We start from the raw sequence: 26748 nt of genomic DNA, 5'->3' as shown, positions 1-26748 counted from the left end.
CAGAAAAGAAGAGCAAAGGACAGAAAGGAAGAGCGCGATGAAAGAATTTTTTGAAGATTTAGGAAAATTTATTACAGAGACAGCAGGAAATGTAGGGAAAAAGACAGAAGAGGTTATGGAAGTACAGAAGCTGAAAAGCCAGATCCGCAGTCTGGAGCGCAGCAATCAGGGAGATCTGACAGATCTTGGAAAGATCATTTATGAACGCTTCCGAAAAGAAGAGGCTGTAGATGGAGAACTGGAAGTAATCTGCGAGGAAATCAGGAAGAGAAGAATGATCATCGCTGCCTTTGAGAAGAAACTTGCGGATATGAGAGGCGTGAAAGAATGTGAGAATTGCCAGGAACTGATTGAGAAAGATATGAAGTTTTGTCCGCATTGTGGAGCAGAGGTGAAGAAAGAAGAGATGCCGCAGGAATGTGAAGATATTTTTGCGGAGAGTGATGTATCGGAACGTGCTAAAATGGAAGAGACAACAGAAGAAGTGATTGAGGATATTATGGAGAAGGCGGCAGATGTGACGAAAGTATCCGTAGAGCATGTAAAAGATGCAGCATCTGAGATTGCTGAGGATGTCAGAGAATCTGTTCATGAGGTGAAAGAACATATAAAGGAGAGCGTGGAGGATATTCGAGAATAGAGACACGCAGAGGGAAATTATGATTTATTTACTCATAGCAGGTAGTTTGCTTGCCCTGGATCTGGGAATAAAATGGTATGTGGAGAATCATTTCACGGAAACGGATATCAGAAAGGCGGCAGGTGGGAGAATCCTGCTCAGAAAAAGCTATAACAGTGGGATGGCAATGAATTTGCTGGAGAATAAACCGGGATTCGTAAAGTGGTTGACGGCAGGGCTTGGATTGTTTCTTTTGGTGTATGAGCTGTGTTTGTTGGCAAAGGACGGAAGAACAGTGGAAAAGACCGGATGGGCGCTTGTTCTTGGAGGCGCATGCAGCAATTTATATGATCGTTTTCGGAGAAAGTATGTTGTCGATTACTTTAGTTTCCGGTGCAGATGGAAAAAAATACAGAATATTGTGTTTAATTTAGGAGATCTATTTATTTTTACAGGAAGTATTCTTGTAGTATTTGCACAAATATTCCGGAAGAAGTAAATTGACTTTTGGAATTTACCGCGTTATACTGAATAACAGAAGAGCATTTGCGAATGATAATTTTTATGATTTGCAAATGCTTTTTCGGGTATTGGGGGATTTGGTAAAAGAAAATAAGATCATATCGACAGGGAAAGAAAAAGCAGGAGGCAGAGATCATGAAGAGAATAAATGGAAAAGAACTGGCAATTGATATTTTGATTGATTTTGTAGGAGGGTTTTTGATTGCCGTTGGGATTTATAACTTTGCAGCAAAAGCACAGTTTCCGATGACCGGGTTTTCAGGAATTGCATTGATTTTTTATCATCTATTTCATATACCGATCGGTGCAATGACTATTTTGCTGAATATTCCTGTAGTCTTTCTCTGTTATAAATTGCTTGGGCGTACATTTTTTCTTCGTTCGCTAAAGACAATGCTCATTTCTTCGATATTGATGGATGTGGTAGCACCGATGCTGCCGGTATATGAGGGAGATCGAATGTTGGCAGCAATCTGCACAGGTGTATTAGCCGGGCTTGGATATGGAATGATTTATATGAGAAACTCTTCCACGGGAGGTGCGGATTTTGTGATCATGTCGGTAAAAGCATGGAAACCTCATGTATCTATCGGTCAGATTGCATTTGTGATGGACGTGCTGATCGTTTTGATGGGAAGTTTTATTTTCCGGGACGTAGAAGGGATCATTTATGGCTTGATTGTGACTTATCTTCTGTCTGCGGTAGTCGATAAAGTAATGTATGGAATTGATGCTGGAAAGATGACATTGATCGTGACAGATTATCCTCATGAGATTGCAGCGAAGATCGATGAGTATACTGGAAGAGGTGCTACTTTTCTCAGAGGAAGGGGAAGCTATTCTAAAGAGGAGAAAGAGATTGTAATGTGTGCCTGCAATAATAAACAGATGTACACAATCCGGAAGATGGCAAAAGAGATTGACCCGAAGGCATTTATTGTGATCATGGAGTCAAATGATGTGGTCGGGGAAGGATTTAAGGAGAATTAGACTAAGAAGAAAATATATTTACATCCGAAAATGGACGAGGTTTGTAAAAAAGAAAGAACGCATTGCAAATGAGAAGTTTCATCTTGCAGTGCGTTCTTTTCTACATCAAAATATTATTCGGCATATTTCTGAATTAATTTTACGATCATATCTGTGGCAAGATCCATGCCTTCGGCGGTGATATGTTCATATGGTCCGTGATAGCCGTAGCCTCCGGTTCCAAGGTTCGGACAAGGAAGTCCCATGTAGCTTAAACGACATCCGTCAGTTCCCCCGCGGATTGGTGCGACATCTGGTACGATATTGGCAAGTTTGGCAGCTTCCACTGCATTATCGATCAGGTGCATACAACCCTGGATCACTTCTGACATATTCCGATACTGGTCATGGATTGTCAGTGTGACAGTATCCTCTCCCCACTTCGCGTTGAGTTGTTTTGCAATCAGATGCATAGTATTTTTACGCGCCTCGAAAAAGTGAGGATCGTGATCACGAATGATGTATTCCAGTTTTGCGTTGGCAACATCTCCGGACATTTCACAGAGATGATAGAAACCTTCATATCCTTCGGTACCGCGCGGTGTCTCGCAGGATGGAAGCATTGCATTGAATTCCATTGCAACCAGTGCGGCATTGATCATGGTATCTTTACTGGAACCAGGGTGGACATTGAATCCTCTGATCTCAACAATGGCTTCACATGCATTGAAATTCTCATATTGGATCTCTCCCTCCGGACCGCCATCCATCGTGTAGGCAAATTCTGCATCGAAGTCTTTTACATTGAAATGGTTGACACCGGATCCAGCCTCTTCATCAGGAGTAAATGCGACAGAGATTTTTCCGTGAGGGATCTCTTCTTTCTGGATCCGCTCTAACATGGTCATAATCTCAGCAATCCCTGCTTTGTCATCTGCACCGAGTACAGTCGTGCCGTCCGTTGTGATCAATGTGCGTCCCTTCAGGGATGGAAGATGCGGGAAGTTTTTTACAGACAGTGTGCGGCCGCTTGTACCGAGCACAAGGTCTTCCCCGTCATAATTTTCTGTCACGATCGGGGTGATGTCATGGTCGCAGAAGTCTGATACTGTGTCCATGTGTGCGACAAATCCAAGCTTTGTCTTCTCTTCATATCCTTTTGTTGCAGGAAGAGAAGCGTATACAAAGCACTTTTCATCGACAGAGGCATCCGTAAGCCCCAATTCTTTTAATTCTGTTACGAGAAGATGTGCCAGGTCAAACTGGCAGGAAGTAGTTGGAACCGTTGTGCTTGTATGATCACTTGGTGTACGGACAACTACATACTTTAATAAACGTTCATATGCTCTCATGTTAAAAAATCCTTTCTGTGTGATTGGTCAAAAAGGCACCGAAGGCAGGAAAGTGCCTGCGATGCGACTTGACCTTGCATAAGAACAGTATAGCAAGTAGGGAAAGAGAAGACAAGTAAGAATGAAACTTTATGCTTGATCCATACCGCAGGCGGCAGCGGATGCAATGAGGCAGCGATCATTCATAACGGCATCATAGAAGCGGAATCCACCGGAGAAGTTGTAAGCACGATATCCATTTCCTTCCAGAATTCTGGTGGCGATATAGCTTCTAAGACCACTTTGGCACATGACATAAACTGGTTTCTCTTTTGGGAGTTCTTTTAGGTGTTCGCGCAGAACATCTACAGGGATATTTACAAATCCATCCACATGTCCTCTTTCGTATTCCTCAGGGGTTCGTGTATCCAGAAGAATAGCGCTGCCATCCAGGGGAAGCGTTTTTATATCTTCCAGATGGAATTGCTTTAACGTACCATCAGAAATATTTTCTATCATAAATCCAGCCAGATTGACAGGATCTTTGGCAGAAGAATAAGGAGGTGCATAGGCCAGATCTAATTCTGCCAGATCTGAAGCTCTCATCCCGGCATGGATGGCAGTAGCAAGTACATCGATTCGCTTGTCTACACCTTCATATCCCACAATTTGTGCCCCAAGGATCCGGTAGGTTTTTTTCTCAAATACTACTTTCATCGTCATAACTTTCCCTCCGGGATAATAGCCGGCATGGCTCATAGGAGAGAGAATCACTTTGTCTACAGCCAGACCGGCTTTTCTGGCATTGGTTTCATTTACACCAGTGACAGCGGCAGTCATATCAAATACTTTAATCACAGAACTACCTTGGGAGCCAGGGTAAGAACTGTTTTTTCCACAGATATGGTCTGCTGCAATACGTCCTTGCTTGTTGGCAGGTCCGGCAAGAGAAATTAAAGCATCTTGTCCGGTGACGAAATGTTTTATTTGTACGGCATCCCCTACAGCATAAATATCGGGTGCAGAAGTTTGCATATGCGCATTGACTAAAATGCTGTCTTTTATACCAAGTTCCAGACCGGCATCTTTAGCTAGTTTTGTGTCGGGAGTAACACCAATAGCTAATACTACCATGTCTGCACAAAGAGGTTCCGCTTCTTTTAAAAGAACACGGACACTATCTGCAGTTTCCTGAAATCCTTCTACCGTATGCCCAAGAGCCAGTTTTACTCCATGTTTCCGCATTTCATTATGGAGAAAGGCAGCCATATCTGAATCAAACGGATTCATCAGCTGCTTTGGTTGCTGCACAATGGTGACCTCCATGCCAAGCTCACGGAGATTTTCGGCTAATTCTAATCCGATGAAGCCTCCTCCTGCCAAAACAGCAGACTTTGGTTGGGTTTTCTCAATATAGGTTTTGATCCGCAGGGTGTCTTCTACGGTTCGCAGTGTAAAGAGTTTGTCGATATCTGTACCAGGAAGTTTGGGCTGGGTTGGCTTGGCACCAGGAGAAAGGATGAGCTTGTCATAGGTTTCCTCAAATTCTTCTCCTGTTTCCAGATTCTTTACAGATACTGCATGACGTTCCGGATGTAGGGAGGTAACTTCGTGATGTACCTTCATGGATACGCGGAAACGAGAAAGGAAGCTTTCTGGTGTCTGTAAAGTAAGAAGGTCTGAATCTGTAATTACATCTCCAATGTAATAAGGAAGTCCACAGTTTGCGTAGGAAATAAGTCCAGAGCGCTCAAAGACAATGATTTCTGCATGTTCGTCCAATCTGCGGAGTCTTGCGGCAGCAGTTGCACCGCCAGCTACACCGCCTACAATTACAATTTTCATTTTATTTTTCCACCTTTCCTGTATAGGAAGCGATGCCTCCTATATTTTTTACATTCGTATACCCCATTTTTTGGAGTAAGATAACTGCGCATCTGTTTCTTTTTCATAATAAAACCTTTAAAAGTTGATAAAAATACTATAATACAGGAAAAAGAAATATTCTGTGATGAGATTACAAAAAAATATTAAAAATGTTAGCACTCGTCTATTGACATGGCTAACAACATATGTTATATCTATTATAGAACAAAAAGAAAGAGAGGTAACAAGATGAACATTAATAAATTTACCCAGAATTCATTGCAGGCGGTACAAGGATGTGAAAAAGTTGCCTATGAATATGGCAATCAGGAGGTAGAGCAGGAACATCTGCTGTATGCTCTTATCATACAAAATGACAGTTTAATCGCAAATCTAATCGAGAAAATGGGGATTCAGAAACAGTTGTTCAGTAATCGCGTGGAAGAAGGATTAAGAAAACGCACAAAGGTACAGGGCGGACAGCTCTACATTGGCCAGGATTTGAACAAAGCTTTGATCCATGCAGAAGATGAGGCAAAACAGATGGGAGATGAGTATGTTTCGGTAGAGCATATTTTCTTATCTCTGTTGAAGTATCCAAACAAGGAATTAAAGGCCATTTTCAGAGAATTTGGAATTACGAGAGAAGGATTTCTTCAGGCACTTTCTACTGTCCGAGGAAATCAGAGGGTGACAAGCGATAATCCGGAGGCTACGTATGATACTTTGAATAAATATGGAAGCGATCTTGTAGAACGAGCCAGAGAACAGAAGCTAGATCCGGTGATCGGGCGTGACGCAGAGATTCGGAATGTGATCCGGATCCTTTCAAGAAAGACAAAGAATAATCCGGTATTGATCGGAGAACCAGGTGTCGGTAAGACTGCAGCGGTAGAAGGCCTTGCACAGAGAATCGTCAGAGGAGATGTGCCGGAAGGTCTGAAAAATAAAAAGATTTTTGCGTTGGATATGGGGGCACTTGTAGCTGGAGCCAAATATCGCGGGGAGTTTGAGGAACGTCTGAAAGCGGTACTGGAAGAAGTGAAGAACAGTGATGGGAATATTATTCTTTTCATTGATGAACTTCATACAATTGTCGGTGCAGGAAAGACAGATGGTGCGATGGATGCCGGCAATATGTTAAAACCGATGCTGGCGAGAGGTGAATTACACTGTATTGGTGCGACAACGTTGGATGAATACAGGCAGTATATTGAGAAAGACGCGGCTTTAGAGAGAAGATTTCAGCCAGTTATGGTAGATGAACCGACGGTGGAAGATGCCATTTCTATTCTTCGTGGATTGAAAGAACGCTATGAAGTATTTCATGGTGTGAAGATTACAGATAGCGCACTTGTGGCAGCTGCAACACTCTCCAACAGATATATTACAGACCGTTTTCTGCCAGATAAGGCTATCGACCTTGTAGATGAGGCATGCGCTTTAATTAAGACGGAGTTAGATTCTATGCCGACGGAGATGGATGAACTGCGAAGAAGGATTATGCAGTTAGAGATTGAGGAGGCTGCATTGAAGAAGGAAAATGACAGACTCAGTCAAGAGCGTCTTGTTCATTTGCAGCAGGAACTGGCAGAGATGCGGGATGAATTTGCCGGAAAGAAAGCGCAGTGGGACAATGAGAAAACATCTGTGGAACGTTTGCAGAAGATCCGAGAGGAGATAGAGCAAGTCAATCAGGAGATACAGAAAGCACAGCGTTCTTACGATTTGGAAAAGGCGGCAGAACTTCAGTACGGAAGATTACCGCAGCTGACAAAGCAGCTTCAGGAGGAAGAAGAACGTGTCAAAGGAAAATCGATGACACTTGTGCATGAAAGCGTCACAGAGGATGAGATCGCAAGGATCATCTCACGCTGGACGGGCATCCCGGTGGCGAAGTTAAATGAAAGTGAGAGAAGTAAGACCCTTCATCTGGACGAAGAACTTCATAAAAGAGTGATCGGACAGGACGAAGGTGTGATGAAAGTGACGGAGGCAATTATCCGTTCCAAAGCAGGAATCAAAGATCCTACAAAGCCGATCGGTTCTTTCTTATTCCTTGGACCGACCGGTGTTGGTAAGACAGAACTTGCAAAGGCACTTGCGCAAAGTCTGTTTGACGATGAGAGCAATATGGTTCGGATTGATATGAGTGAATATATGGAAAAATATTCCGTGTCACGTCTGATCGGAGCACCTCCGGGATATGTCGGATATGATGAAGGAGGACAGTTGACAGAGGCGGTGAGAAGAAAACCATATTCTGTTGTACTGTTCGATGAGATTGAGAAAGCACATCCAGATGTATTCAATGTGTTGCTTCAAGTATTGGATGATGGTCGGATTACAGACTCACAGGGACGTACCGTTGATTTCAAAAATACGATTTTGATCATGACATCGAATATCGGTTCTACGTATTTGTTAGATGGAATTGATGAGAATGGGGAAATCAAAGAAGAGAGTGAGACTCTCGTTATGAATGATCTGCGGGCACACTTCCGGCCGGAGTTTTTAAATCGTCTGGATGAAATTATTATGTTTAAGCCACTGACGAAGAAAGATATTTACGAGATTGTTGAGTTGCTGATTCAGGATTTAAATAAAAGATTGCAGGATTCTCAAGTGAAGATAGAACTGACAGAAGCTGCAAAGCAGTTTGTTGTGGATGGCGGATATGAGCCAATGTACGGTGCAAGACCACTTAAGAGATTTTTACAGAAAAATGTAGAGACACTGGCAGCGAAGTTGATTCTTTCCGGAGAAATCGGAGCGGAGGATACAATCTTGATCGATGTAGAAGATGGAGCACTCAAGGCGAGAGTCAAGGCGTGGGTAAGATCCTAACAAAGTGAATTCAATCAGCGGAAGCGATTTGTGGAAGCAGTCTGCATGTGAAGCCGTTTTTCGTTGACGAAAGAGGACATTTGTGCAATGATAGAAACAGTACAGATGTTCTCTTTTTGTTGCGCGGAATATTTTTTGAAATCCCAGATGATAAAGAGATCAGAGATGGAAAAAGTGTACTTTTAATAGGCTAGGGAAAGGAGCAGACATGTCATCCATTATTTTTCATATTGATGTAAATTCCGCTTACTTAAGCTGGACTGCGGTGGAAAAATTGAAAAACGGGTCAGAGATTGATCTGCGAAAGATTCCTTCTATTATAGGAGGAAATCAAGCATCCAGACATGGGGTTGTTCTGGCAAAATCAATCCCTGCAAAAAAGTATGGAGTGAGAACCGGGGAACCAGTAGCAAACGCGCTCAGAAAGTGTCCGACACTGGTGATTGAACCGCCGGATCATAAGATGTACAGACAGTATAGTCAGAGACTGATGGAATTCTTGAAGGGCTATACACCAGAGATTGAGCAGGTCAGTGTGGATGAATGCTATATGGATTTTACAGGGATTGCTTATCGATTTTCCGGTCCGGTTGCGGCGGCAGAGGAAATCAAAGAGCGGGTACGAGAGACCTTTGGATTTACAGTGAATATTGGAATCTCCTCGAATAAACTTCTTGCGAAGATGGCATCAGATTTCGAGAAGCCTGATAAGGTGCATACGTTGTTTCCAGATGAGGTGAAAGAAAAAATGTGGCCACTTCCGGTTTCAGAACTTTATATGGCGGGAAGAGCAAGCGTTGAGGTGTTGGAAAAGCTTGAGATCCGCACGATTGGGGATCTTGCCAGAATGAATCCACAACTTTTGGAGCTGCACATGAAAAGTCATGGGAGGATGCTGTGGGAATTTGCAAATGGGATTACGCATTCCAAGGTGGAAAAGGAGCAGACACAGGCAAAAGGAATCGGCAATTCAACGACACTGTCTCAGGATGTGGTAAGTGAGGAAGAGGCTCAGAAAGTACTTCTGATGTTGGCGGAAAGTGTCGGTGCAAGACTCAGAAAAGCAAAGCAGCAGGCGGGCATGGTCAATGTGGAAATCAAATATGCTACATTTCAAAGTGTTTCTCATCAGAAGCAGCTTAGGATGCCGACCAGTTCAGATAGTATTCTGTATGAGAATGCCTGCAGTCTTTTCCGAGAATTGTGGGATGGAAGACCGATTCGTCTGTTAGGAGTCCGGACATCAAAGCTGGTAGATGAGAGTGCACCGCGGCAGATGAATCTATTTGATTATCAGATGGAGCAGGAGGTTCAGAGAAAAAAGAAGGATGCCCGCAATACAAAATATGAAAAGCTTGAAAAAGCAGTAGATGAGATTCGGAAAAAATATGGGGAGCATGCAGTGATGAGAGGAGTGCTGCTCCCGCCAGAAAAAGAATAGTAGAAAAAGGAAAACAAAAGATCAATGCTTTTCTGTAAATTTTTTTACTTCATTGCCAAGCTGCTCTTCAAAATGGTCTCCAAACCATTCGTTTTCCAAAGAGATGTTTCTTGAGGAAGAAGAGGTTGTTCTTCGTTGCCTGGAGGAGCGCATGGCTTCTCGGTAATCTTCCTCTTCGTAATCGTCCTCATAATAATCATTGTAATCGAATGTATCATCGTATTCATCATCGAGCACATCATCATAGCGACGGCGCTTTCTGGAAGAGGAATATTCCCGAGGTTCTGGAGAGTTGTATCGGTAATGATTTGCCGGAGCAGAACGGCACTCGTAGGAGCCGTAAGATCTTCGGGGAGTGCGGCTGCGTCTGGCATTTTTTCGTTCCAGGCGGCGCCGTCTCCGTTCCAACATGCGTGCAGGTGCAAGAAAGATAAAGCAGACGATCCGCACAGTTAAAATTCCGAAGAATACACCGATACTGTCGATGCCTACATCAATCACAGAAGGTCCTCGCCCGTCTACGAAGGATTGATGATATTCATCCCCTGCGGCAAATCCGACACAGATCAGTCCGGCGACGACCATAAGCGGAAAACCGCGCAAACCGTAGACGTAAAACGGGAAGGACACTGCGACAGCGAGGATGAAATATTCGCTCATATGTGCAAGTTTGCGGACCGGATATTCGATGCTGGCAGCAACTTCAGAAATTTCCCAGTCCTGAAGTCCTTTATCCAGAACCTGATTTCCGATTTCTACAATTTTTACACTTACTTCATAACTTAAATTTCCTGATTCCTCCCCGGTCTGACCGGAAAAAGAATAGATGATATACATAATTGCCAGTGCCGGCAGAAAAGACAGTGGTTTTAATACAAAGGTGATCAGTTCTTTCATAATGCTTATCCCTCCTTTTTATTATTACGCCACTATATCATTTTTTCAGATATTTGTAAAGGAGGACAAAATTCCCCATTGGGAATCTTCTTAAAATAAAGGAAATAGAGGAAGACTGTTTTACAACTATATCCGAGTGTGTTATTCTATAACTGTTATCCATATCGCAAAGCGGTATGTAGAAAGTCAGGAGGGAAACCGCATGAAATTAACAGCATTGTTAGAACGTTTACAATATGAAGTTGTACAGGGAACAAAAGAGATAGAAATTACGGAATTGACAAATGATTCCAGAAAAGTAACAGAAGGCAGTGTCTTTGTCTGCATCAGCGGAGCTGTATCAGACGGACATCAGTATATTGAAGAAGTAGGAAAGAAAGGTGCGGCAGCAGTCATTGTGGAGAAGGATGTGGAGGCACCAAAGCATATGACCGTAATCCGTGTGGAAGATACGAGATATGCACTGGCACTTGCATCGGCTGCATATTTCGGATATCCGGCAGAACAGTTGAAAGTAATCGGAATTACAGGAACAAAGGGGAAGACAACAACAACTTATATGGTCAAATCCATTCTGGAAGAGGTCGGACATAAAGTAGGTCTGATCGGAACGATTGAGGCAATCATTGGGGATGAGGTGATCCCGGCGGTCAATACGACTCCGGAGTCTTTTACAATTCATCAATATTTTCGGAAGATGGTCGATGCAGGGTGTGATGCAGTTGTGATGGAAGTGTCCTCACAAGGGTTGATGCTGCATCGGACGGCAGGAATTCCGTTTGAAATCGGAATTTTTACAAATCTGGGGGAAGATCATATTGGACCGAATGAACATAAGGATTTTGAAGACTATAAGAGATGTAAGGGATTGCTTTTCAGACAGTGTAAGATCGGGATTGCAAATGTAGACGATCCCTATTTTAAAGATGTATTCCGAGAGGCTACCTGTGAGATAGAAACATTTGGATTTTCCGAGAAGGCAGATCTTCGCGCCGAACATGCAGAACTGGTGACAAGACCGGGGTACCTCGGGGTAGCCTATCACGTAGCAGGTCTGATGGATTTTGATGTGGAGATTGATATTCCAGGGACGTTCAGCGTGTATAATTCGCTGACAGCCATTGCAGTGTGCAGACACTTTAATGTACCATCAGAGAAGATTCAAAAAGCGCTGAAAGTAGCGAAAGTGAAAGGGCGCATTGAGATGGTCAAAGTTTCAGATGAATTTACGCTGATGATCGACTATGCGCACAATGCGATGAGTCTTGAGAGCCTTCTGACCACCTTGAAGGAATATCATCCAAAGCGTCTGGTATGTCTGTTTGGATGTGGAGGAAACCGCTCCAAGACGCGCCGCTATGAGATGGGAGAAGTGTCGGGTCGTCTGGCAGATCTGACGATCATTACATCAGATAATCCAAGGTTTGAGGAGCCGCAGGAAATTATTGATGATATTAAGATTGGAATGAAGAAGACAGATGGAGCATATGTGGAGATCTGTGACCGGAAGGAGGCAATCCGCTATGCGATCGTCAACGGACAGCCGGGAGATGTGATCGTACTGGCAGGAAAGGGACATGAAGATTACCAGGAGATCAAAGGAGTCAAGTATGCGATGGATGAGCGGGACTTGATTGCGGATATTCTGGCAGAAGAAAGAGAACGGGAGCAGTAAATGTACGCAGATATCATTGTAGATATTACCCATGAAAAATTAGATAAGATCTTTCAATACCGGATTCCAAAAGAGATGGAAGGACGGCTGCAGACTGGGATGGAAGTTTTGATCCCGTTCGGCAGAGCAAATCGTGAGACAAAGGGATATGTGATTGGATTCTCTGAAAAATGTAATTACGATCCGGAGAAGATTAAAGAGATCACACAGATCAGCCAGAATCATATTGCGATTGAGGCAAAGCTGGTGGCGCTTGCGGCATGGATGAAGGAACATTATGGTGGAACAATGATACAGGCGTTAAAGACGGTTCTTCCGATCAAGCAGCAGGAGAAACAAAAAGAGCAGAGAAGCATTCGATTGCTCCTTGACAGAAGGGAAGCAAAAGAAAGGCTTTCGTATTTTCTCTCAAAAAATCAAACTGCCAGAGCAAGGGTTGTTGCAGCGCTGTTAGATCGTCCTATTCTTCCGTATGAGTATGTCACAAGACAGCTGAAAGTGACAGCGGCGGTGCTGCGGGCGATGGAAGAGCAGAGAATTCTTCAGATAGAAGCCGAGGTTGTGTACCGCAATCCGGTGACTGCGAAGCGAACAAAGCAACAGTCGTTTTGCTATACCGAGGCACAGCAGGCGGCAATCCATACATTTTGCGAAGAGTATCGTCGGGGAAAACGGGGAACTTATCTCGTGTATGGTGTGACTGGGAGTGGAAAGACAGAAGTCTACATGGAAATGATCGAGCATGTGATCGCGGAAGGAAAGCAGGCGATCGTTTTAATCCCGGAGATTGCCTTGACCTATCAGACGGTCATGCGGTTTTACCAGAGATTTGGCGACCGGGTGTCAATCATCAATTCCAGGCTGTCAAAAGGGGAGCGGTACGATCAGATGCTCCGGGCGAAGAGGGGAGAGATCAATGTGATGATCGGTCCCCGCTCGGCGCTGTTTACTCCATTTGAGAGACTGGGACTGATCATCATCGATGAGGAACATGAAGGAACGTATAAGAGTGAACAGACACCACGTTATCATGCGAGAGAGACCGCAATCGCGCGTGCCGCGATGGAGGGGGCAAGTGTTGTGCTTGGCTCCGCAACGCCGTCGATGGAGGCATTTTATAAAGCGGTGACTGGGGAATTCCGTTTGCTCAGACTTCCGGAACGGGCAAAGCAAAGAGCGATGGCGCATGTGACAGTGGCAGATATGCGAAAAGAGCTGGAAAAGGGGAATCGGTCTATTTTCAGTGATGCACTTCGCAGTCTGATGGAAGACCGGTTAAAGAAAAAAGAACAGATTATGCTGTTTTTGAACCGCCGTGGGTACGCGGGATTTATCTCTTGCCGTTCCTGCGGTCATGTCGTGAAATGTCCGCACTGTGATGTGTCGCTTTCTTCTCACAGGAATGGGAAACTTGTATGTCATTACTGTGGGTATGAACAGCCGATGGTGACATCCTGCCCGGAATGTGGATCCAGCCATGTCGGAGGATTCCGTGCGGGAACCCAGCAGATCGAAGAACTGCTTCTGCGGGAGTTTCCGCAGGCGAAAGTCCTTCGAATGGATATGGATACGACGAAACAGAAAGACGGACATGAGAAGATTCTTGCTGCATTTTCAAGCGGGGAGGCAGATATTCTTGTGGGAACACAGATGATCGTAAAAGGACATGATTTTGGAAATGTGACACTGGTCGGAGTTCTTGCGGCGGACTTGTCGCTCTATGCGGACGATTACCGGGCCGGAGAGAGAACCTTTCAGCTTCTGACGCAGGCGGCAGGCCGAGCGGGGAGAGGAGAGAAGGCCGGAGAAGTTGTGATCCAGACATACAGTCCGGAACACTATAGTATTGTAGCAGCGGCAAAGCAGGATTATGAACAGTTTTTTCAGGAAGAAATGACTTATCGCGCATTGATGGGATACCCTCCGGCAAGTCAGCTTATGGCAGTTCTCGTTTCCTGTAAGGAGGAAGAACTTCTTGAGACAGCATGTCACTATCTGAAGGCTTATGCGGAAACATGCTGCAAAAAGTGTGAGCGGGCAGGGACCTCTGTGCAGCTGATCGGACCGGCAAGTCCTTATGTCGGGAAGGTCAGGGATACTTATCGCAGAGTGATTTATCTGAAATCGGAGCAGGAAGCAGTACTTGTGTTCCTGAAGGATCAGCTGGAACAATATATAGAGATCAACAGTGGATTTCAAAATCTTTGGATACAGTTTGATCTGAATCCGATGAGTGTGTTTTAGTGAGCTCAATTACAGCATGATAAAATATATAAGAATAAAAATGGAAAGAAAGGAGAGTATGGCGTAGTTTTATAGGAAATACACCATACGAGAAAGAAAATGGCAATTAGAAAGATTCGTGAAATGGGAGATGACGTGCTGACAAAAGTCTGCAAGGAAGTAGAAAAGGTAACCCCTCGTACAAAAGTGCTGATCGATGATATGTTTGATACAATGTATGATGCGATGGGAGTTGGACTTGCCGCACCACAGGTTGGAGTGTTAAAGAGAATCGTTACGATCGATGTGGGAGAAGGACCGATTCTCCTGATCAATCCGGAGATCATTGAGACTTCCGGAGAGCAGACCGGGGAAGAAGGATGCTTAAGTGTGCCGGGAAAATCCGGTGTGGTGACAAGGCCAAATTATGTCAAAGTGCGTGCATTTGACGGAGATATGAAAGAAATTGTACTTGAGGGAGAAGGACTTCTTGCCCGTGCATTCTGCCATGAGATCGATCATCTGGATGGGCGTTTGTATGTAGAAAAAGTAGAAGGCGAACTGGAAGATATGTATTACGAAGAAGACTAGGAGGAAATGTGATGAGAGTCATTTTTATGGGAACACCGGAATTCTCGGTGGGGACATTGGAGGCACTTGTAGAGGCAGGTCATGAAGTCGTGCTTGCGGTCACGCAGCCAGATAAGCCAAAAGGACGAGGAAAAGAGATGCAGTTTACTCCGGTAAAAGAGGCGGCTATCCGCTATCAGATTCCAGTGTATCAGCCGGTGAAAGTCCGTGAGAAAGCGTGTGTGGAAGTGTTGAAATCGTATGAGGCAGATGTCATTGTTGTCATTGCATTCGGACAGATCCTTCCAAAGAGCATTCTGGAATTGACACCTTATGGGTGTATTAACGTACATGCATCACTGCTTCCAAAATACCGTGGGGCGGCGCCAATCCAGTGGGCAGTCATTGACGGAGAGAAGGTGTCAGGTGTGACAACGATGCAGATGGATGAGGGACTTGATACTGGTGATATGATCTTGAAAAAAGAAGTCATTTTGGATGAGAAAGAGACAGGTGGAAGCCTGCATGACAAGCTTGCAGAAGCGGGTGCGGCGCTGTGCGTAGAAACACTGAAAAGACTGGAAGAAGGAACAGCTCCGGCTGAAAAGCAAGGGGAAACGACGACAGATTACGCAAAGATGCTGACAAAACAGATGGGAGAGATTGACTGGAAGCAGCCGGCAGAGAAGATTGAGCGTCTGATTCGAGGGTTGAATCCGTGGCCAAGCGCCTATACATACTGGAACCAGAAAGTTATGAAAATCTGGCTTGCAGATACTGAGGCGGATGAAAGCGGCGAAAAAGAGAAAATGGCGTCAGAGGAAGCAAAACATCCAGAACCTGGTACCATCACAGCAGTCGCAAAAGACAGGTTTTCCGTGCAGACAGGAGAAGGACTTCTGACTGTTTTGGAATTACAGATTCCGGGGAAAAAGAGAATGGATGCAGGGGCATTTTTAAGAGGATATCAGATCAAAGAGGGAGAAATCTTAGGATAGGAAGATCTTGGAGAGAGGAACTTGAGAAATCGATAAAGATTCTCTTAAAAAACTATAAAATAAAGTATTTCTAAGGGAAATTCGTATATAATGATTCTGACAGCTGTAAAAAGCAGCAGTTTACACGAAGAAGTCTTTATCAGATAGGAGCGAGAAAATGTATAGAGCATATTATCCAATGTATTTTGATCCAACATACCTGCTTGTGATTGTAGGAGTATTGCTCTGCATGCTTGCATCTGCAAGGGTGCGGACAACTTACGCCAAATATGAGCGGGTGAGAAATCATTCCGGGATGACCGGGAGAGATGCGGCAGAAAGGATTTTAAGGGGAGCAGGAATTTTTGATGTACGAATTGAACGGGTAAGCGGGCATCTGACGGATCACTATGATCCGAGGAATAAAGTGTTACGGCTGTCGGACAGTACGTATAGTTCAGCATCGGTTGCTGCAGTTGGTGTGGCAGCGCACGAGTGCGGACATGCCATCCAGCACGCGGTCGGATATGCACCTCTTAACATCCGAAGCGCACTTGTTCCAGTGGTAAACTTTGGATCGACTATCGCATGGCCGTTGATCGTTCTTGGACTTTTTATTTCCGGAAATTCTTCTAGTCTTCTGATCCAGATCGGAATTTTAGCATTTTCATTATCCGTATTGTTTCAGATTGTTACACTGCCGGTGGAGTTTAATGCATCTGGCAGGGCAATTCGGATTTTAGGAGAGAGCGGAATGCTCTATCCGGATGAGATCAGCGGTACAAAGAGAGTACTTGGTGCAGCAGCTTTGACGTATGTCGCAAGTGCTGCGTCAGCAATCTTACAGCTGATCCGTATCATATTGATCACAGGAGGAAGAGGAAATGGCGAAAATGACAGATGATAGGGAATTGATACTCGGCGTTCTTCTTGAAATTACGAGGGATGGAGTGTACAGCCATATCGCCATTCGAAATGTGCTGGAGAAATACCAGTATTTAGATAAAAAAGAGCGTGCCTTTATCACGAGAGTTGTGGAAGGAACGCTGGAGAGAATGATTGAGATCGATTATATTATCAATCAGTTCTCAAATGTGAAAGTAAATAAAATGAAGCCGGTCATCCGGACGATTCTTAGGAGCGCAGTCTATCAATTAAAATATATGGACGGCGTTCCTGATTCTGCTGTCTGCAATGAGGCAGTCAAGCTGGCGGAGAAAAAAGGGTTTCGCAGCCTGAAGGGATTTGTCAATGGGGTGTTGCGCACAATTGCAAGAAATATGGATCAGATCCGTTATCCGGAGAAAGAAAAAAATCCTGTATCATGGCTTTCCATTCATTATTCTATACCGGAATGGATGGTAAAACTGTGGCTTTCCGAGTATGGCGCGGAGACTGTTGAGAAGATGCTGAAAGGATTTCTGGAGGAACATCCGACAGTGATCCGCTGCAATCTTCGGAAACAGTCCGAAAAGGAGCTGACAGAGAGACTACGGAAAGAAGGTGTGAAGGTGGAAGCACATCCATATCTTTCCTATGCAAAGAAAATTAGCGGATATGATCATCTTGGCGGGCTGGAGAGTTTCCGGGACGGAGCATTTCAGGTGCAGGATATCAGTTCGATGCTTGTTGCAGAGATTGCAGCTCCACAGAGAGGCGATCAGGTGATAGATGTCTGTGCGGCTCCGGGAGGGAAGTCTATGCACATTGCAGATCTGCTTGATGGCAGTGGGATGGTAGCAGCGAGAGATCTTACAGAATATAAAGTAGGACTCATCGAGGAAAATATCTGCCGGACTGGATTCCAAAATATAAGGGCAGAGCAGAAGGACGCTACCGTTTTTGATAAAGATTCTGAGCGGATAGCGGATATTGTGATCGCAGATCTTCCATGTTCTGGATTAGGGGTTTTGGCAAAAAAGACAGATCTGAAATATAAGATGACAAAGGAAGGGACAGAAAGTCTTGCAAAGCTCCAGAGGGAGATTCTTGAAGTAGTGAGAAATTATGTGAAGGAGGGCGGAGCGCTCGTATATAGTACATGTACGATCAATCCGGCAGAGAATCTGGAAAATGTGAGATGGTTTCTTGACAATAGCCCAGAATTTGAAGCAGAGGATATTACACCATTTCTCTGTGGAGAACTTCAAAAGGATGTCAAAGAAGGATGTCTTCAGCTTCTTCCAGGAGTCCATGACAGTGACGGATTTTTTATTGCAAAGTTCAGAAGGAAGAGAAAGTAAGAGGTAGTTATGAAACAGGAGAAAAAGGATATCGGATCTTTCCGGTTTGAAGAGTTGAAGGAAGAGATGACATCGATTGGAGAGAAAGCATTTCGTGCAAAACAGGTTTATGAATGGCTGCATGTAAAGCTTGTGCGGTCTTTCGATGAGATGACAAACCTATCTAAATCACTCAGAGAAAAGCTTGCACGCCAGTATGAGATCCGGGAGGTGGAGATGCTTGACAGACAGGTGTCTGCAATGGATGGGACAAATAAGTTTTTGTTCCGATTAAGTGATGGACATGTGGTAGAGAGCGTGCTCATGAAATATAAGCATGGCAATTCTGTTTGTATCTCCTCCCAGGTTGGCTGCAGGATGGGATGTCGGTTTTGCGCCTCGACGCTCGGAGGACTTGAGCGAAATCTCACGCCGTCAGAAATGCTTGGACAGATCTATCAGATTCAGAGAATTTCCGGTGAGCGTGTTGCAAATGTTGTAGTGATGGGAACTGGGGAACCGTTGGATAATTATGAAAATTTATTAAAGTTTATTCAGATGCTGACCGATGAGCACGGACTTCATATCAGTCAGAGAAATGTGACGGTTTCTACTTGTGGAATTGTGCCAAAGATGCTGGAGCTGGCAGAAGAGCATTTGCAGATTACATTGGCATTATCCCTTCATGGATCCACACAGGAAAAAAGAAAGAAACTGATGCCTGTGGCGAATAAGTATGAACTTTCAGAAGTGCTGGAAGCGTGTGATATATATTTTGCGAAGACAGGAAGAAGAATGACTTTCGAGTATAGTCTTGTTCATGGAGTGAATGATACCGAGGAAGATGCAAAAGAATTAAGTGCACTTCTTTCTCATAAAAACTGCCATATCAATCTGATTCCGGTCAACCCGATCAAAGAACGTGATTTTGAGCGACCGACAAGGGAGGCGGCTGAGAAATTTAAAAATAAACTTGAAAAAAGCGGAATAAATGTTACTATAAGAAGAGAAATGGGTTCTGACATTGATGGAGCCTGTGGACAACTAAGAAAGCGTTATGTTGAAACAAATGGAAGTAAAGGAGAACATCATGAAAACATTTTCTAAGACAGACGTGGGGAGAAAAAGGGAGACGAACCAGGATTATGTCTATGCCAGAACGAAACCGGTAGGGAAACTTCCAAATTTATTTGCAGTGGCTGATGGTATGGGGGGACATAATGCCGGAGATCTTGCATCCAAGTGTACCGTTGAGATATTGGAACGTGAAATAGAGGAGAGCACGGAGACCAACATCAAGGACATTATCCGACAGGCAATATATAAAGCAAACGAGAAGATCATTGAGATGGCAGAAAGGGACAGCAAGTTAGAAGGAATGGGGACGACGCTTGTTGTTGCCACGATTGTACATAACATGATTTATTTCGCAAATGTGGGGGACAGTCGACTTTATCTGATCAATCATACGATTACACAGTTGACTAAAGATCACTCCCTTGTAGAAGAGATGGTGCGCCTTGGGGGAATCAAGCCGGAGGAGGCAAGGAATCATCCGGATAAGAATATTATTACGCGTGCAATCGGAGCAAAAGAGGGAGTGGAACCAGATTTTTTCGAACACAGTCTGAAAAAAGGGGACATCATTTTGATGTGTTCGGATGGACTCAGCAATATGATAGAAGATGAAGAAATATTCCAGATTGTAAAGAGTGGAAGGGATGTTGTGGAGATTACAGAGGATCTGATCGAAACAGCAAATGAAAATGGCGGAAAAGATAATATAGGGGTTGTTGTGATTGAGCCATTGGCAGATGAGGTGAGTATATGTTAAATGAAGGAACCATGTTAAATGGCAGGTATGAGATCCTCGGCAAGATCGGCGCCGGGGGAATGGCAGATGTTTATAAAGGAAAAGACCATAAATTGAATCGCTTTATTGCGATAAAAGTGTTAAAGAAAGAATTTCATGAGGATGATTCATTTATTCAGAAATTTACAAGTGAAGCGCAGGCGGCAGGCGGTCTTATGCATCCAAATGTAGTAAATGTGTACGATGTTGGGGAAGATCAAGGTGCCAATTATATGGTCATGGAACTTGTGGAAGGAATTACACTGAAACAGTACATCCAGAAAAAGGGACGACTTTCCGCAAAAGAGGCAATCAGCATTACAATTCAGATGGCAAATGGAATTCAGGCGGCGCATAATAAGAATATTATCCACAGAGATATTAAGCCGCAGAATGTGATCATTTCCAAAGAAGGCAAAGTGAAAGTGACTGACTTTGGTATTGCAAAAGCAGCGAACTCAAACACTATGAGTTCTACCGTACTTGGATCGGTGCACTATACATCGCCGGAACAGGCAAGAGGAGCTGCAAGCGATGCAAGAAGTGACATTTATTCACTTGGTATTACGATGTATGAGATGGTGACGGGTCGACTCCCATTTGACGGAGATACTGCAGTTGCAGTTGCGGTAAAGCATCTTCAGGAAGAGATTGTATCTCCGGCGGAGTATGTGCCAGAGCTGCCGTACAGTTTGGAGCAGATTATCTTGAAATGTACACAGAAGCGGGCCGAATTCCGTTATCCGGATGTGGCATCACTGGTACTTGATTTAAAACGTTCGCTCGTGGATCCGGAAGGAGACTTTGTGCGGATCAGAAGAGTACCGGGTTCCGATACGGTCATGTTATCAGAAGGAGAACTTCAGCAACTTCAGATGAATAATATATCTGCAAGACGATATGACGATTATGACGATGATGATTATGATGAAGAGCAGTATGATGATTATGACAATGACTATGATGATGATGACTATGACGATGACTACGATGATGAGTATGATCAGGACGATGATTATGACGAGGATGACTATGGAAGAGGAACATCTCGGAAAAGAAATGGAGATGTCAATCCGCGGATGAACAAGCTGATCAAGATTCTGATGATTGTCGTTGCAGTTCTGATTGCATTTTTCGTGATCATGATGGCAGGAAAGGCGGCAGGAATCTTTGGATCCGGTCTGGGATTTGTCACAGAAGATTCAAAAGATAAAGTAAAAGTGCCAAATGTTGTCGGTAAGACACAGGCAGATGCGATTGAGGCTCTGAACAAAGTAAATCTTGGATATGAACTTGTGGATGGCGGAGAGTCTGATAAATATGAAAAAGGCTATGTCATGGAACAGGGGACAAAAGCAGGTACAAAAATAGCGAAAAATACAAGAGTCAAGATTGTTGTAAGCAGTGGGAAGAAAAAAGAAGAAGTGACCATGCCGGATGTGAAGGGACTGAACCAGGATAAAGCACAGAAAGAACTGGAAAAGCTGGGACTGAAAGTTTCTGTCACCTATGAGTATAGTTCGATGTATACCGAGGGAGAGGTTATTTCCACAACTTACGAGCCGGGAACCAAGGTGGCAAAAGGTACAGAAGTAGGCATGCAGGTAAGTAAAGGCGAAGAGCCAATTGAGAAAGTGGCCGTACCGGAAATTACAGGAAAGACAGAAGTCGATGCGATTGCAGCTTTAGAAGCAGTTGGATTATATGCCGGGGACAGGAAGGAAGAGTACAGCGATGAACCGGCAGGGACTGTGATCTCCCAGGATATTGCAGGTGGAAATAAGATTGAAGTCGGAGGAAGTGTCGGTTATACAGTCAGCAAAGGAAAAGAAAAAGCAAAAATGCCGGCAGTGATCGGTCTTTCAGAGGCGGATGCAAAGGCACAACTTCAGGCAGCCGGATTGACACCGGTCATCTATCATGAGGCAAATGAAAATCCAAAAGGATCTGTATTTTATGCCAGTGCGAATACCGGGGATGAACTGGAAAAAGGAGCAACGGTTGAAATCTGGATCAGTGACGGTCCGGCAGAACAGCCGCCTACCGATGGAAATAACAATGGAAACACAGATCATAATGGCAGCGGAGATAACAATAGCGGCAGCACGGATGGAAATACCACTGGTCAGGAAGGAAATTCCGGGCATTAGTTTGAAGGAACAAAAGCGGTACAGTACTGTGTATTTGTGCCCGGAAGCCAGACAAATAAATGGATAAGGGAAAATTCATGCAGGGAAAGATTGTAAAAGGAATTGCCGGATTCTACTACGTTCATGTAGTAGGATTCGGTATTTATGAATGTAAGGCAAAAGGAAGTTTCAGAAAAGAGAAGAGAAAACCACTCGTCGGAGATAATGTAGAGATCGACTGCCTGAGTGAGGAAGAGAAGACGGGAAATATTATTCAGATTTTTCCAAGGAAAAACGAATTGATCCGTCCGGCAGTAGCAAATATCGATCAGGCGCTTGTTGTCTTTGCAGTGACGGATCCAAAGCCACACTTCAATCTGTTAGACAGATTTTTGATCATGATGGAGACAAAAGGGATCCCGGCGGTGTTATGTTTCAATAAGCAGGATATTGCAACAGAAAAAGAGATTCAGGAATTGCAGGAAATTTACAGAAGGTGTGGCTATCAGATCCTTTTTACGAGTGCAAAAAAAGAGGAAAATATTGCGCTTGTAAAAGAGGTTTTAAAAGGAAAGACAACAACGGTAGCAGGCCCTTCCGGAGTGGGAAAGTCTTCCTTGATCAATATTCTTCAGCCGGAGGCGAAGATGGAGACAGGGGAAATCAGCAAGAAGATTGCCCGCGGAAAGCATACGACAAGACATTCGGAACTGATTCCGATTGATGAGGATTCCTATATTATGGATACTCCGGGATTTAGTTCGCTGTATGTGAATGAATTTGAAAAAGAAGAATTGAAATATTATTTTCCAGAATTTACATATTATGAAGGAATGTGCAAATTCCAGGGATGTGACCATATTCATGAGCCGAAGTGTGCGGTCAAGGCAGCGGTGGAAGCTGGAGAGATCCACAAAGTGCGGTATCAGAATTATTTAGAGATGTATAAGGAATTACAGGAGAAGAGGAGATACTAACATGGAAATGATTTTGGCTCCGTCTATATTGGCGGCAGATTTTACAAAATTAGGGGAACAGATGAAAGAGACAGAGCGGGAAGGAGCACAGTACATTCATTTTGATGTGATGGACGGAAAGTTTGTGCCAAGTATTTCTTTTGGAATGCCGGTACTGGCATCCATCAGAAACGCAGTGGATCAGATTTTTGATGTGCATTTGATGATTGAAGAGCCAATTCGTTATGTAGAAGAATTTCAGAAAGCGGGGGCAGATATTATCACCGTTCACCTGGAGGCGTGCAGTGATGTGAAAGCGACACTGGAGAAAATCAAAGCATGCGGGGCAAAAGCGGCAATCTCAATCTGCCCGGATACACCGGTAGCAGAACTGGAGCCATATGTGGAATTGGTAGATATGGTATTGATCATGAGTGTACATCCTGGATTTGGAGGTCAGTCTTTCATCCCATCTTCTCTGGAGAAGATTCGAGAGACGAGAGCACTGCTTGACCGTGTCAACTCAACCGCAGATATTGAAGTGGATGGTGGAATCTATACAACGAATGTAAGAGAAGTACTGGAAGCAGGGGCAAATGTGATTGTGGCAGGTTCTGCTATTTTCCGTGGAGATGCTGCAGAAAATACAAAAAATATGATGGAGATCTTAAGAGCTTATGAATAGACAACATGTTGTGATCATCAGCGGCGGCACAGTGGAAGAAAAGCTTGCACTGGATATTTTAAAAAAACAATCGTCTGCATTTCTGATCGCGGTTGACCGGGGACTGGAATTTTTTTATAAGCACAAAATCAAGCCGGATTATATTGTAGGAGATTTTGACAGTATTGCACCTGAGATTATCGCCTGGTACAAGGAGTGGACAGAGATTCCGATCCGGGAGTTTAATCCGGTCAAGGATGCGTCAGATACAGAGATTGCCGTGCGATATGCAGTGGAGAGTGGATACGGAAATATCACGATTCTCGGAGGAACCGGAACGAGGCTGGATCATGTGATGGCGAACATTCAGGTTCTTTCAATTCCTGCACGGGCAGGAATTCCGGCAGAGATCATTGACGGACACAATCGGATCCGGGTCGTGGAACGAGAAGTACGGTTGAAAAAATCAGAGACCTATGGGGAATATTTCTCTTTATTTCCACTCGGAGGAGAAGTCCGACATCTTTATATTCGTGGAGCAAAATACCCATTGACAGATCACACTCTTGTTCCTTACGACAGCCTTTGTGTGAGTAATCAGATTGACGGGGAGGAAGCGGTCATTGCTTTTGGTGAAGGGATGGTCATTTTAATGGAAACAAGAGAAGAAATGTATCAATAAGTGAAAAAAGTAAAAAGTCACAAAAAGAAGAAAAAAAGAAAAAGGAACGCAGGGTGTCTATTGGCAAACCTGCACAGATATGATAGACTAAGATGTAAGAATGCATGTTCACAGAACTGCATCTGACAGCAGAAAAGAGATGCAACTCTGTGAAAGAAAATAGAGAAAGGCAGAAATCTTTATCAGACGAAGATTTCTGAATAGGGAAGGATAGAAATGAAATTAGGTATCGTTGGATTGCCGAACGTAGGGAAAAGTACATTATTTAACTCATTGACAAAGGCAGGGGCAGAGTCAGCAAACTACCCATTCTGCACGATCGATCCGAATGTCGGCGTTGTTGCAGTGCCGGATGAGCGTCTGGAAGTGCTTGGGGAGATGTACCATACAAAGAAGATTGTTCCGGCAACGATTGAATTTGTAGACATTGCAGGTTTGGTGAAGGGAGCTTCCAAAGGAGAAGGTCTTGGAAATCAGTTTCTTGCAAATATCCGTGAGGTAGATGCAATCGTTCATGTTGTGAGATGTTTTGAAGACGAGAATATTGTACATGTAGATGGAAGTATTGCTCCGCTTCGAGATATTGAGACGATCAATCTAGAGTTGATTTTCTCAGATATTGAGATTTTAGAGAGACGTATCGCAAAGACGACAAAAGTTGCGAGAAATGACAAGTCAGCGGCAAAAGAACTTGTATTGTTAGAGCGGCTGAAAGGATATCTCGAAGAAGGAAATATGGCACGCAGCTTTACGGCTGAAGATGAGGAAGAGCAGGAATGGCTGGAAAGTTATAATCTGTTGACTTATAAACCAGTAATTTTTGCGGCAAATGTGACAGAAGATGATCTTGCAAATGACGGTGCAGACAATTCCGGTGTGGCAGAGGTCAGAGCATACGCAGAGAAAGAGCACTGTGAAGTGTTTGTTGTATGTGCACAGATCGAGCAGGAAATCGCAGAGTTAGATGACGATGAGAAGAAAATGTTTTTAGAAGATCTTGGACTAAGCGAATCTGGTTTGGAAAAATTAATTCGTGCAAGCTATAGCCTCCTTGGACTTTTAAGTTATCTGACAGCTGGAGAACAGGAAGTCAAAGCATGGACGATCACAAAAGGAACCAAAGCTCCACAAGCAGCAGGAAAGATTCATTCCGATTTTGAACGTGGATTCATCCGTGCGGAGATCGTAAGTTATGATGATCTGATGGCATGCGGTACTTATACGAACGCGAAAGAGAAAGGGCTTGTCCGTCTGGAAGGAAAAGAATATGTTGTTCAGGACGGTGACATTGTTTTATTCCGTTTCAACGTGTAGAAAGCCAGAGAAGGGAGAGGTAGTATGAATATGAATATCAATTTTCCGCATTTGGGAATCGAACTGGAACATGTGGGTCGGTCCATATCCATTTTTGGGTTTCATATTACATACTATGGAATGCTGATAGGTCTGGCGCTTGTCGCGGGGATTTTTATTACGATTTATTTTGCAGTAAAGAGCAGACAAAATATTGAGCATTATTTAGATCTTGTGATTGGGACGGTGCTTTGGGGTGTTGTCGGGGCAAGACTCTATTATGTTCTGTTTTCGTGGGACAGGTATCAAGGACATTTCTTTCGTATTTTCAATTTGAGGCAGGGAGGACTTGCATTTTATGGATCCTTGATGGCAGCGGTACTTTTTACAGTTTTCTATGCGAAACGGAAGCGGGAAAACTCGATGCGTCTGTTAGATACGGCAACTGTTGGTCTGATTGCAGGACAGATTATCGGGCGATTCGGTAATTTCTTTAACAGAGAATCTTTTGGCGGATATACAGATGGACTTTTTGCAATGCAGCTTCCGGTCGATGCTGTGCGGACCGCAGATATTACAGAAAAGATGCGGGAACATATCGTAGAACTGGAAGGGATTTCTTATATTCAGGTACATCCTGCATTTTTGTATGAGATGGTATGGAACATTCTGATTCTTGTACTTGTGCTTCTCTATTATAAGAAAAAAATGTTTGAAGGGGAACTGTTTTTAATCTACATAGCATTATATGGAATCGGGCGTACATGGATTGAGGCACTCCGTGTGGACAAACTCCATCTTCCTTTTGGAAATCTTCCGGTTTCACTGATTTTTGCAGTTGTTTCAGCGGCGGTAAGCATTGTGCTGATCATACATTTTAGAAAAGAAGTCGAGCGAAAGAAACAGATGGAAAAAAGAAGACAGCTCCGCAGAGAGTGTGAGACAGAGAGACATTAACAGAATAGATTGTGAGAGAAAAACTCCTCACCGGAAACGGCAAAGAAAAGCTGTGG

The 26748-nt window shown here is 43.9% G+C and carries 22 protein-coding genes and 1 pseudogene; 19 read left to right on the top strand and 4 right to left on the bottom strand.

Features of this window, described 5'->3' with window-relative positions:
- Nucleotides 1-37 precede the first annotated feature (37 nt).
- The 3 genes from EDD74_RS01220 (at nt 38) to EDD74_RS01210 (ending at nt 2131) form a co-directional block, all read left to right on the top strand.
- Nucleotides 38-640, top strand: coding sequence for a zinc ribbon domain-containing protein (locus tag EDD74_RS01220; protein WP_016440085.1), 603 nt, complete (start codon nt 38-40; stop codon nt 638-640).
- Entirely contained in the window at nt 627-1118 is a 492-nt protein-coding gene (gene lspA, locus EDD74_RS01215) for a signal peptidase II (RefSeq protein WP_320885775.1), read from the top strand. Before EDD74_RS01220 ends, lspA begins: the two co-directional genes overlap by 14 nt.
- A gap of 158 nt (nt 1119-1276) precedes the next feature.
- The gene (locus EDD74_RS01210; protein ID WP_116441780.1) at nt 1277-2131 is read left to right on the top strand and encodes a YitT family protein; all 855 of its coding nucleotides are present in this window, start codon (nt 1277-1279) and stop codon (nt 2129-2131) included.
- A 113-nt stretch (nt 2132-2244) separates the two neighbouring features.
- Here EDD74_RS01210 and pepT read toward each other — a convergent pair whose 3' ends face one another.
- The 3 genes and pseudogenes from pepT to EDD74_RS15590 form a co-directional block, all read right to left on the bottom strand.
- Nucleotides 2245-3462: a peptidase T gene (pepT, locus tag EDD74_RS01205; RefSeq protein WP_116441781.1), complete on the bottom strand. Its 1218-nt coding sequence runs from the start codon at nt 3460-3462 to the stop codon at nt 2245-2247.
- A gap of 129 nt (nt 3463-3591) precedes the next feature.
- Nucleotides 3592-5286, bottom strand: a complete 1695-nt coding sequence (locus tag EDD74_RS01200) for an FAD-dependent oxidoreductase (RefSeq protein ID WP_116441782.1) — start codon at nt 5284-5286, stop codon at nt 3592-3594.
- A 1-nt stretch (nt 5287) separates the two neighbouring features.
- Nucleotides 5288-5386, bottom strand: a pseudogene (locus EDD74_RS15590) (rhodanese-like domain-containing protein); the annotation flags it as partial.
- Nucleotides 5387-5556: 170 nt separating this feature from the next.
- Between EDD74_RS15590 and clpB the strand changes: the two are divergent.
- Together clpB and EDD74_RS01185 are read left to right on the top strand one after the other, a co-directional pair.
- On the top strand, nt 5557-8154 hold the full coding sequence (gene clpB / locus EDD74_RS01190) for an ATP-dependent chaperone ClpB (RefSeq protein WP_116441783.1): 2598 nt from the start codon (nt 5557-5559) through the stop codon (nt 8152-8154).
- A gap of 208 nt (nt 8155-8362) precedes the next feature.
- Entirely contained in the window at nt 8363-9595 is a 1233-nt protein-coding gene (locus EDD74_RS01185; RefSeq protein ID WP_116441784.1) for a DNA polymerase Y family protein, read from the top strand.
- Nucleotides 9596-9616: 21 nt separating this feature from the next.
- On the opposite strand, the gene EDD74_RS01180 is transcribed toward EDD74_RS01185, so the two are convergent.
- Nucleotides 9617-10492 (bottom strand): VanZ family protein, encoded by an 876-nt coding sequence (locus tag EDD74_RS01180; RefSeq protein ID WP_116441785.1) that lies wholly within the window; start codon nt 10490-10492, stop codon nt 9617-9619.
- Nucleotides 10493-10694: 202 nt separating this feature from the next.
- Here EDD74_RS01180 and EDD74_RS01175 point away from each other — a divergent pair, with 202 nt between their 5' ends.
- The 14 genes from EDD74_RS01175 (at nt 10695) to lgt (ending at nt 26692) form a co-directional block, all read left to right on the top strand.
- Nucleotides 10695-12167, top strand: coding sequence for a UDP-N-acetylmuramoyl-L-alanyl-D-glutamate--2,6-diaminopimelate ligase (locus tag EDD74_RS01175; RefSeq protein WP_008976363.1), 1473 nt, complete (start codon nt 10695-10697; stop codon nt 12165-12167).
- On the top strand, nt 12168-14411 hold the full coding sequence (priA, locus tag EDD74_RS01170) for a replication restart helicase PriA (RefSeq protein ID WP_116441786.1): 2244 nt from the start codon (nt 12168-12170) through the stop codon (nt 14409-14411).
- Between the two features lie 99 nt (nt 14412-14510).
- Nucleotides 14511-14981, top strand: coding sequence for a peptide deformylase (gene def, locus EDD74_RS01165; protein WP_116441787.1), 471 nt, complete (start codon nt 14511-14513; stop codon nt 14979-14981).
- Between the two features lie 11 nt (nt 14982-14992).
- Entirely contained in the window at nt 14993-15958 is a 966-nt protein-coding gene (fmt, locus tag EDD74_RS01160) for a methionyl-tRNA formyltransferase (protein ID WP_116441788.1), read from the top strand.
- Between the two features lie 157 nt (nt 15959-16115).
- Nucleotides 16116-16841, top strand: a complete 726-nt coding sequence (locus EDD74_RS01155) for a zinc metallopeptidase (protein WP_116441789.1) — start codon at nt 16116-16118, stop codon at nt 16839-16841.
- Nucleotides 16822-18180: a 16S rRNA (cytosine(967)-C(5))-methyltransferase RsmB gene (gene rsmB, locus EDD74_RS01150; protein ID WP_116441790.1), complete on the top strand. Its 1359-nt coding sequence runs from the start codon at nt 16822-16824 to the stop codon at nt 18178-18180. Before EDD74_RS01155 ends, rsmB begins: the two co-directional genes overlap by 20 nt.
- A 9-nt stretch (nt 18181-18189) precedes the next feature.
- Nucleotides 18190-19266, top strand: a complete 1077-nt coding sequence (gene rlmN / locus EDD74_RS01145; RefSeq protein ID WP_116441791.1) for a dual-specificity RNA methyltransferase RlmN — start codon at nt 18190-18192, stop codon at nt 19264-19266.
- Nucleotides 19250-19993 carry a Stp1/IreP family PP2C-type Ser/Thr phosphatase gene (locus EDD74_RS01140; protein WP_008976356.1) on the top strand — a complete coding sequence of 248 codons (744 nt, stop codon included), beginning with the start codon at nt 19250-19252 and terminating at the stop codon, nt 19991-19993. Before rlmN ends, EDD74_RS01140 begins: the two co-directional genes overlap by 17 nt.
- Entirely contained in the window at nt 19987-22161 is a 2175-nt protein-coding gene (gene pknB / locus EDD74_RS01135) for a Stk1 family PASTA domain-containing Ser/Thr kinase (RefSeq protein ID WP_116441792.1), read from the top strand. The genes EDD74_RS01140 and pknB overlap by 7 nt, the downstream gene beginning before the upstream one ends.
- 77 nt (nt 22162-22238) lie before the next feature.
- Nucleotides 22239-23117 carry a ribosome small subunit-dependent GTPase A gene (gene rsgA, locus EDD74_RS01130; RefSeq protein WP_009262848.1) on the top strand — a complete coding sequence of 293 codons (879 nt, stop codon included), beginning with the start codon at nt 22239-22241 and terminating at the stop codon, nt 23115-23117.
- A 1-nt stretch (nt 23118) separates the two neighbouring features.
- Nucleotides 23119-23781: a ribulose-phosphate 3-epimerase gene (gene rpe / locus EDD74_RS01125; protein ID WP_008976353.1), complete on the top strand. Its 663-nt coding sequence runs from the start codon at nt 23119-23121 to the stop codon at nt 23779-23781.
- On the top strand, nt 23774-24442 hold the full coding sequence (locus tag EDD74_RS01120; protein ID WP_116441793.1) for a thiamine diphosphokinase: 669 nt from the start codon (nt 23774-23776) through the stop codon (nt 24440-24442). Before rpe ends, EDD74_RS01120 begins: the two co-directional genes overlap by 8 nt.
- Before the next feature lie 216 nt (nt 24443-24658).
- Entirely contained in the window at nt 24659-25756 is a 1098-nt protein-coding gene (gene ychF, locus EDD74_RS01115; RefSeq protein ID WP_116441794.1) for a redox-regulated ATPase YchF, read from the top strand.
- A gap of 24 nt (nt 25757-25780) precedes the next feature.
- On the top strand, nt 25781-26692 hold the full coding sequence (gene lgt / locus EDD74_RS01110; RefSeq protein WP_116441795.1) for a prolipoprotein diacylglyceryl transferase: 912 nt from the start codon (nt 25781-25783) through the stop codon (nt 26690-26692).
- Nucleotides 26693-26748 lie beyond the last annotated feature (56 nt).

The sequence above is a fragment of the Faecalimonas umbilicata genome (genome assembly GCF_004346095.1).
Lineage (GTDB): Bacteria > Bacillota > Clostridia > Lachnospirales > Lachnospiraceae > Faecalimonas > Faecalimonas umbilicata.
This window is presented reverse-complemented; position numbering and strand designations above follow the sequence as displayed.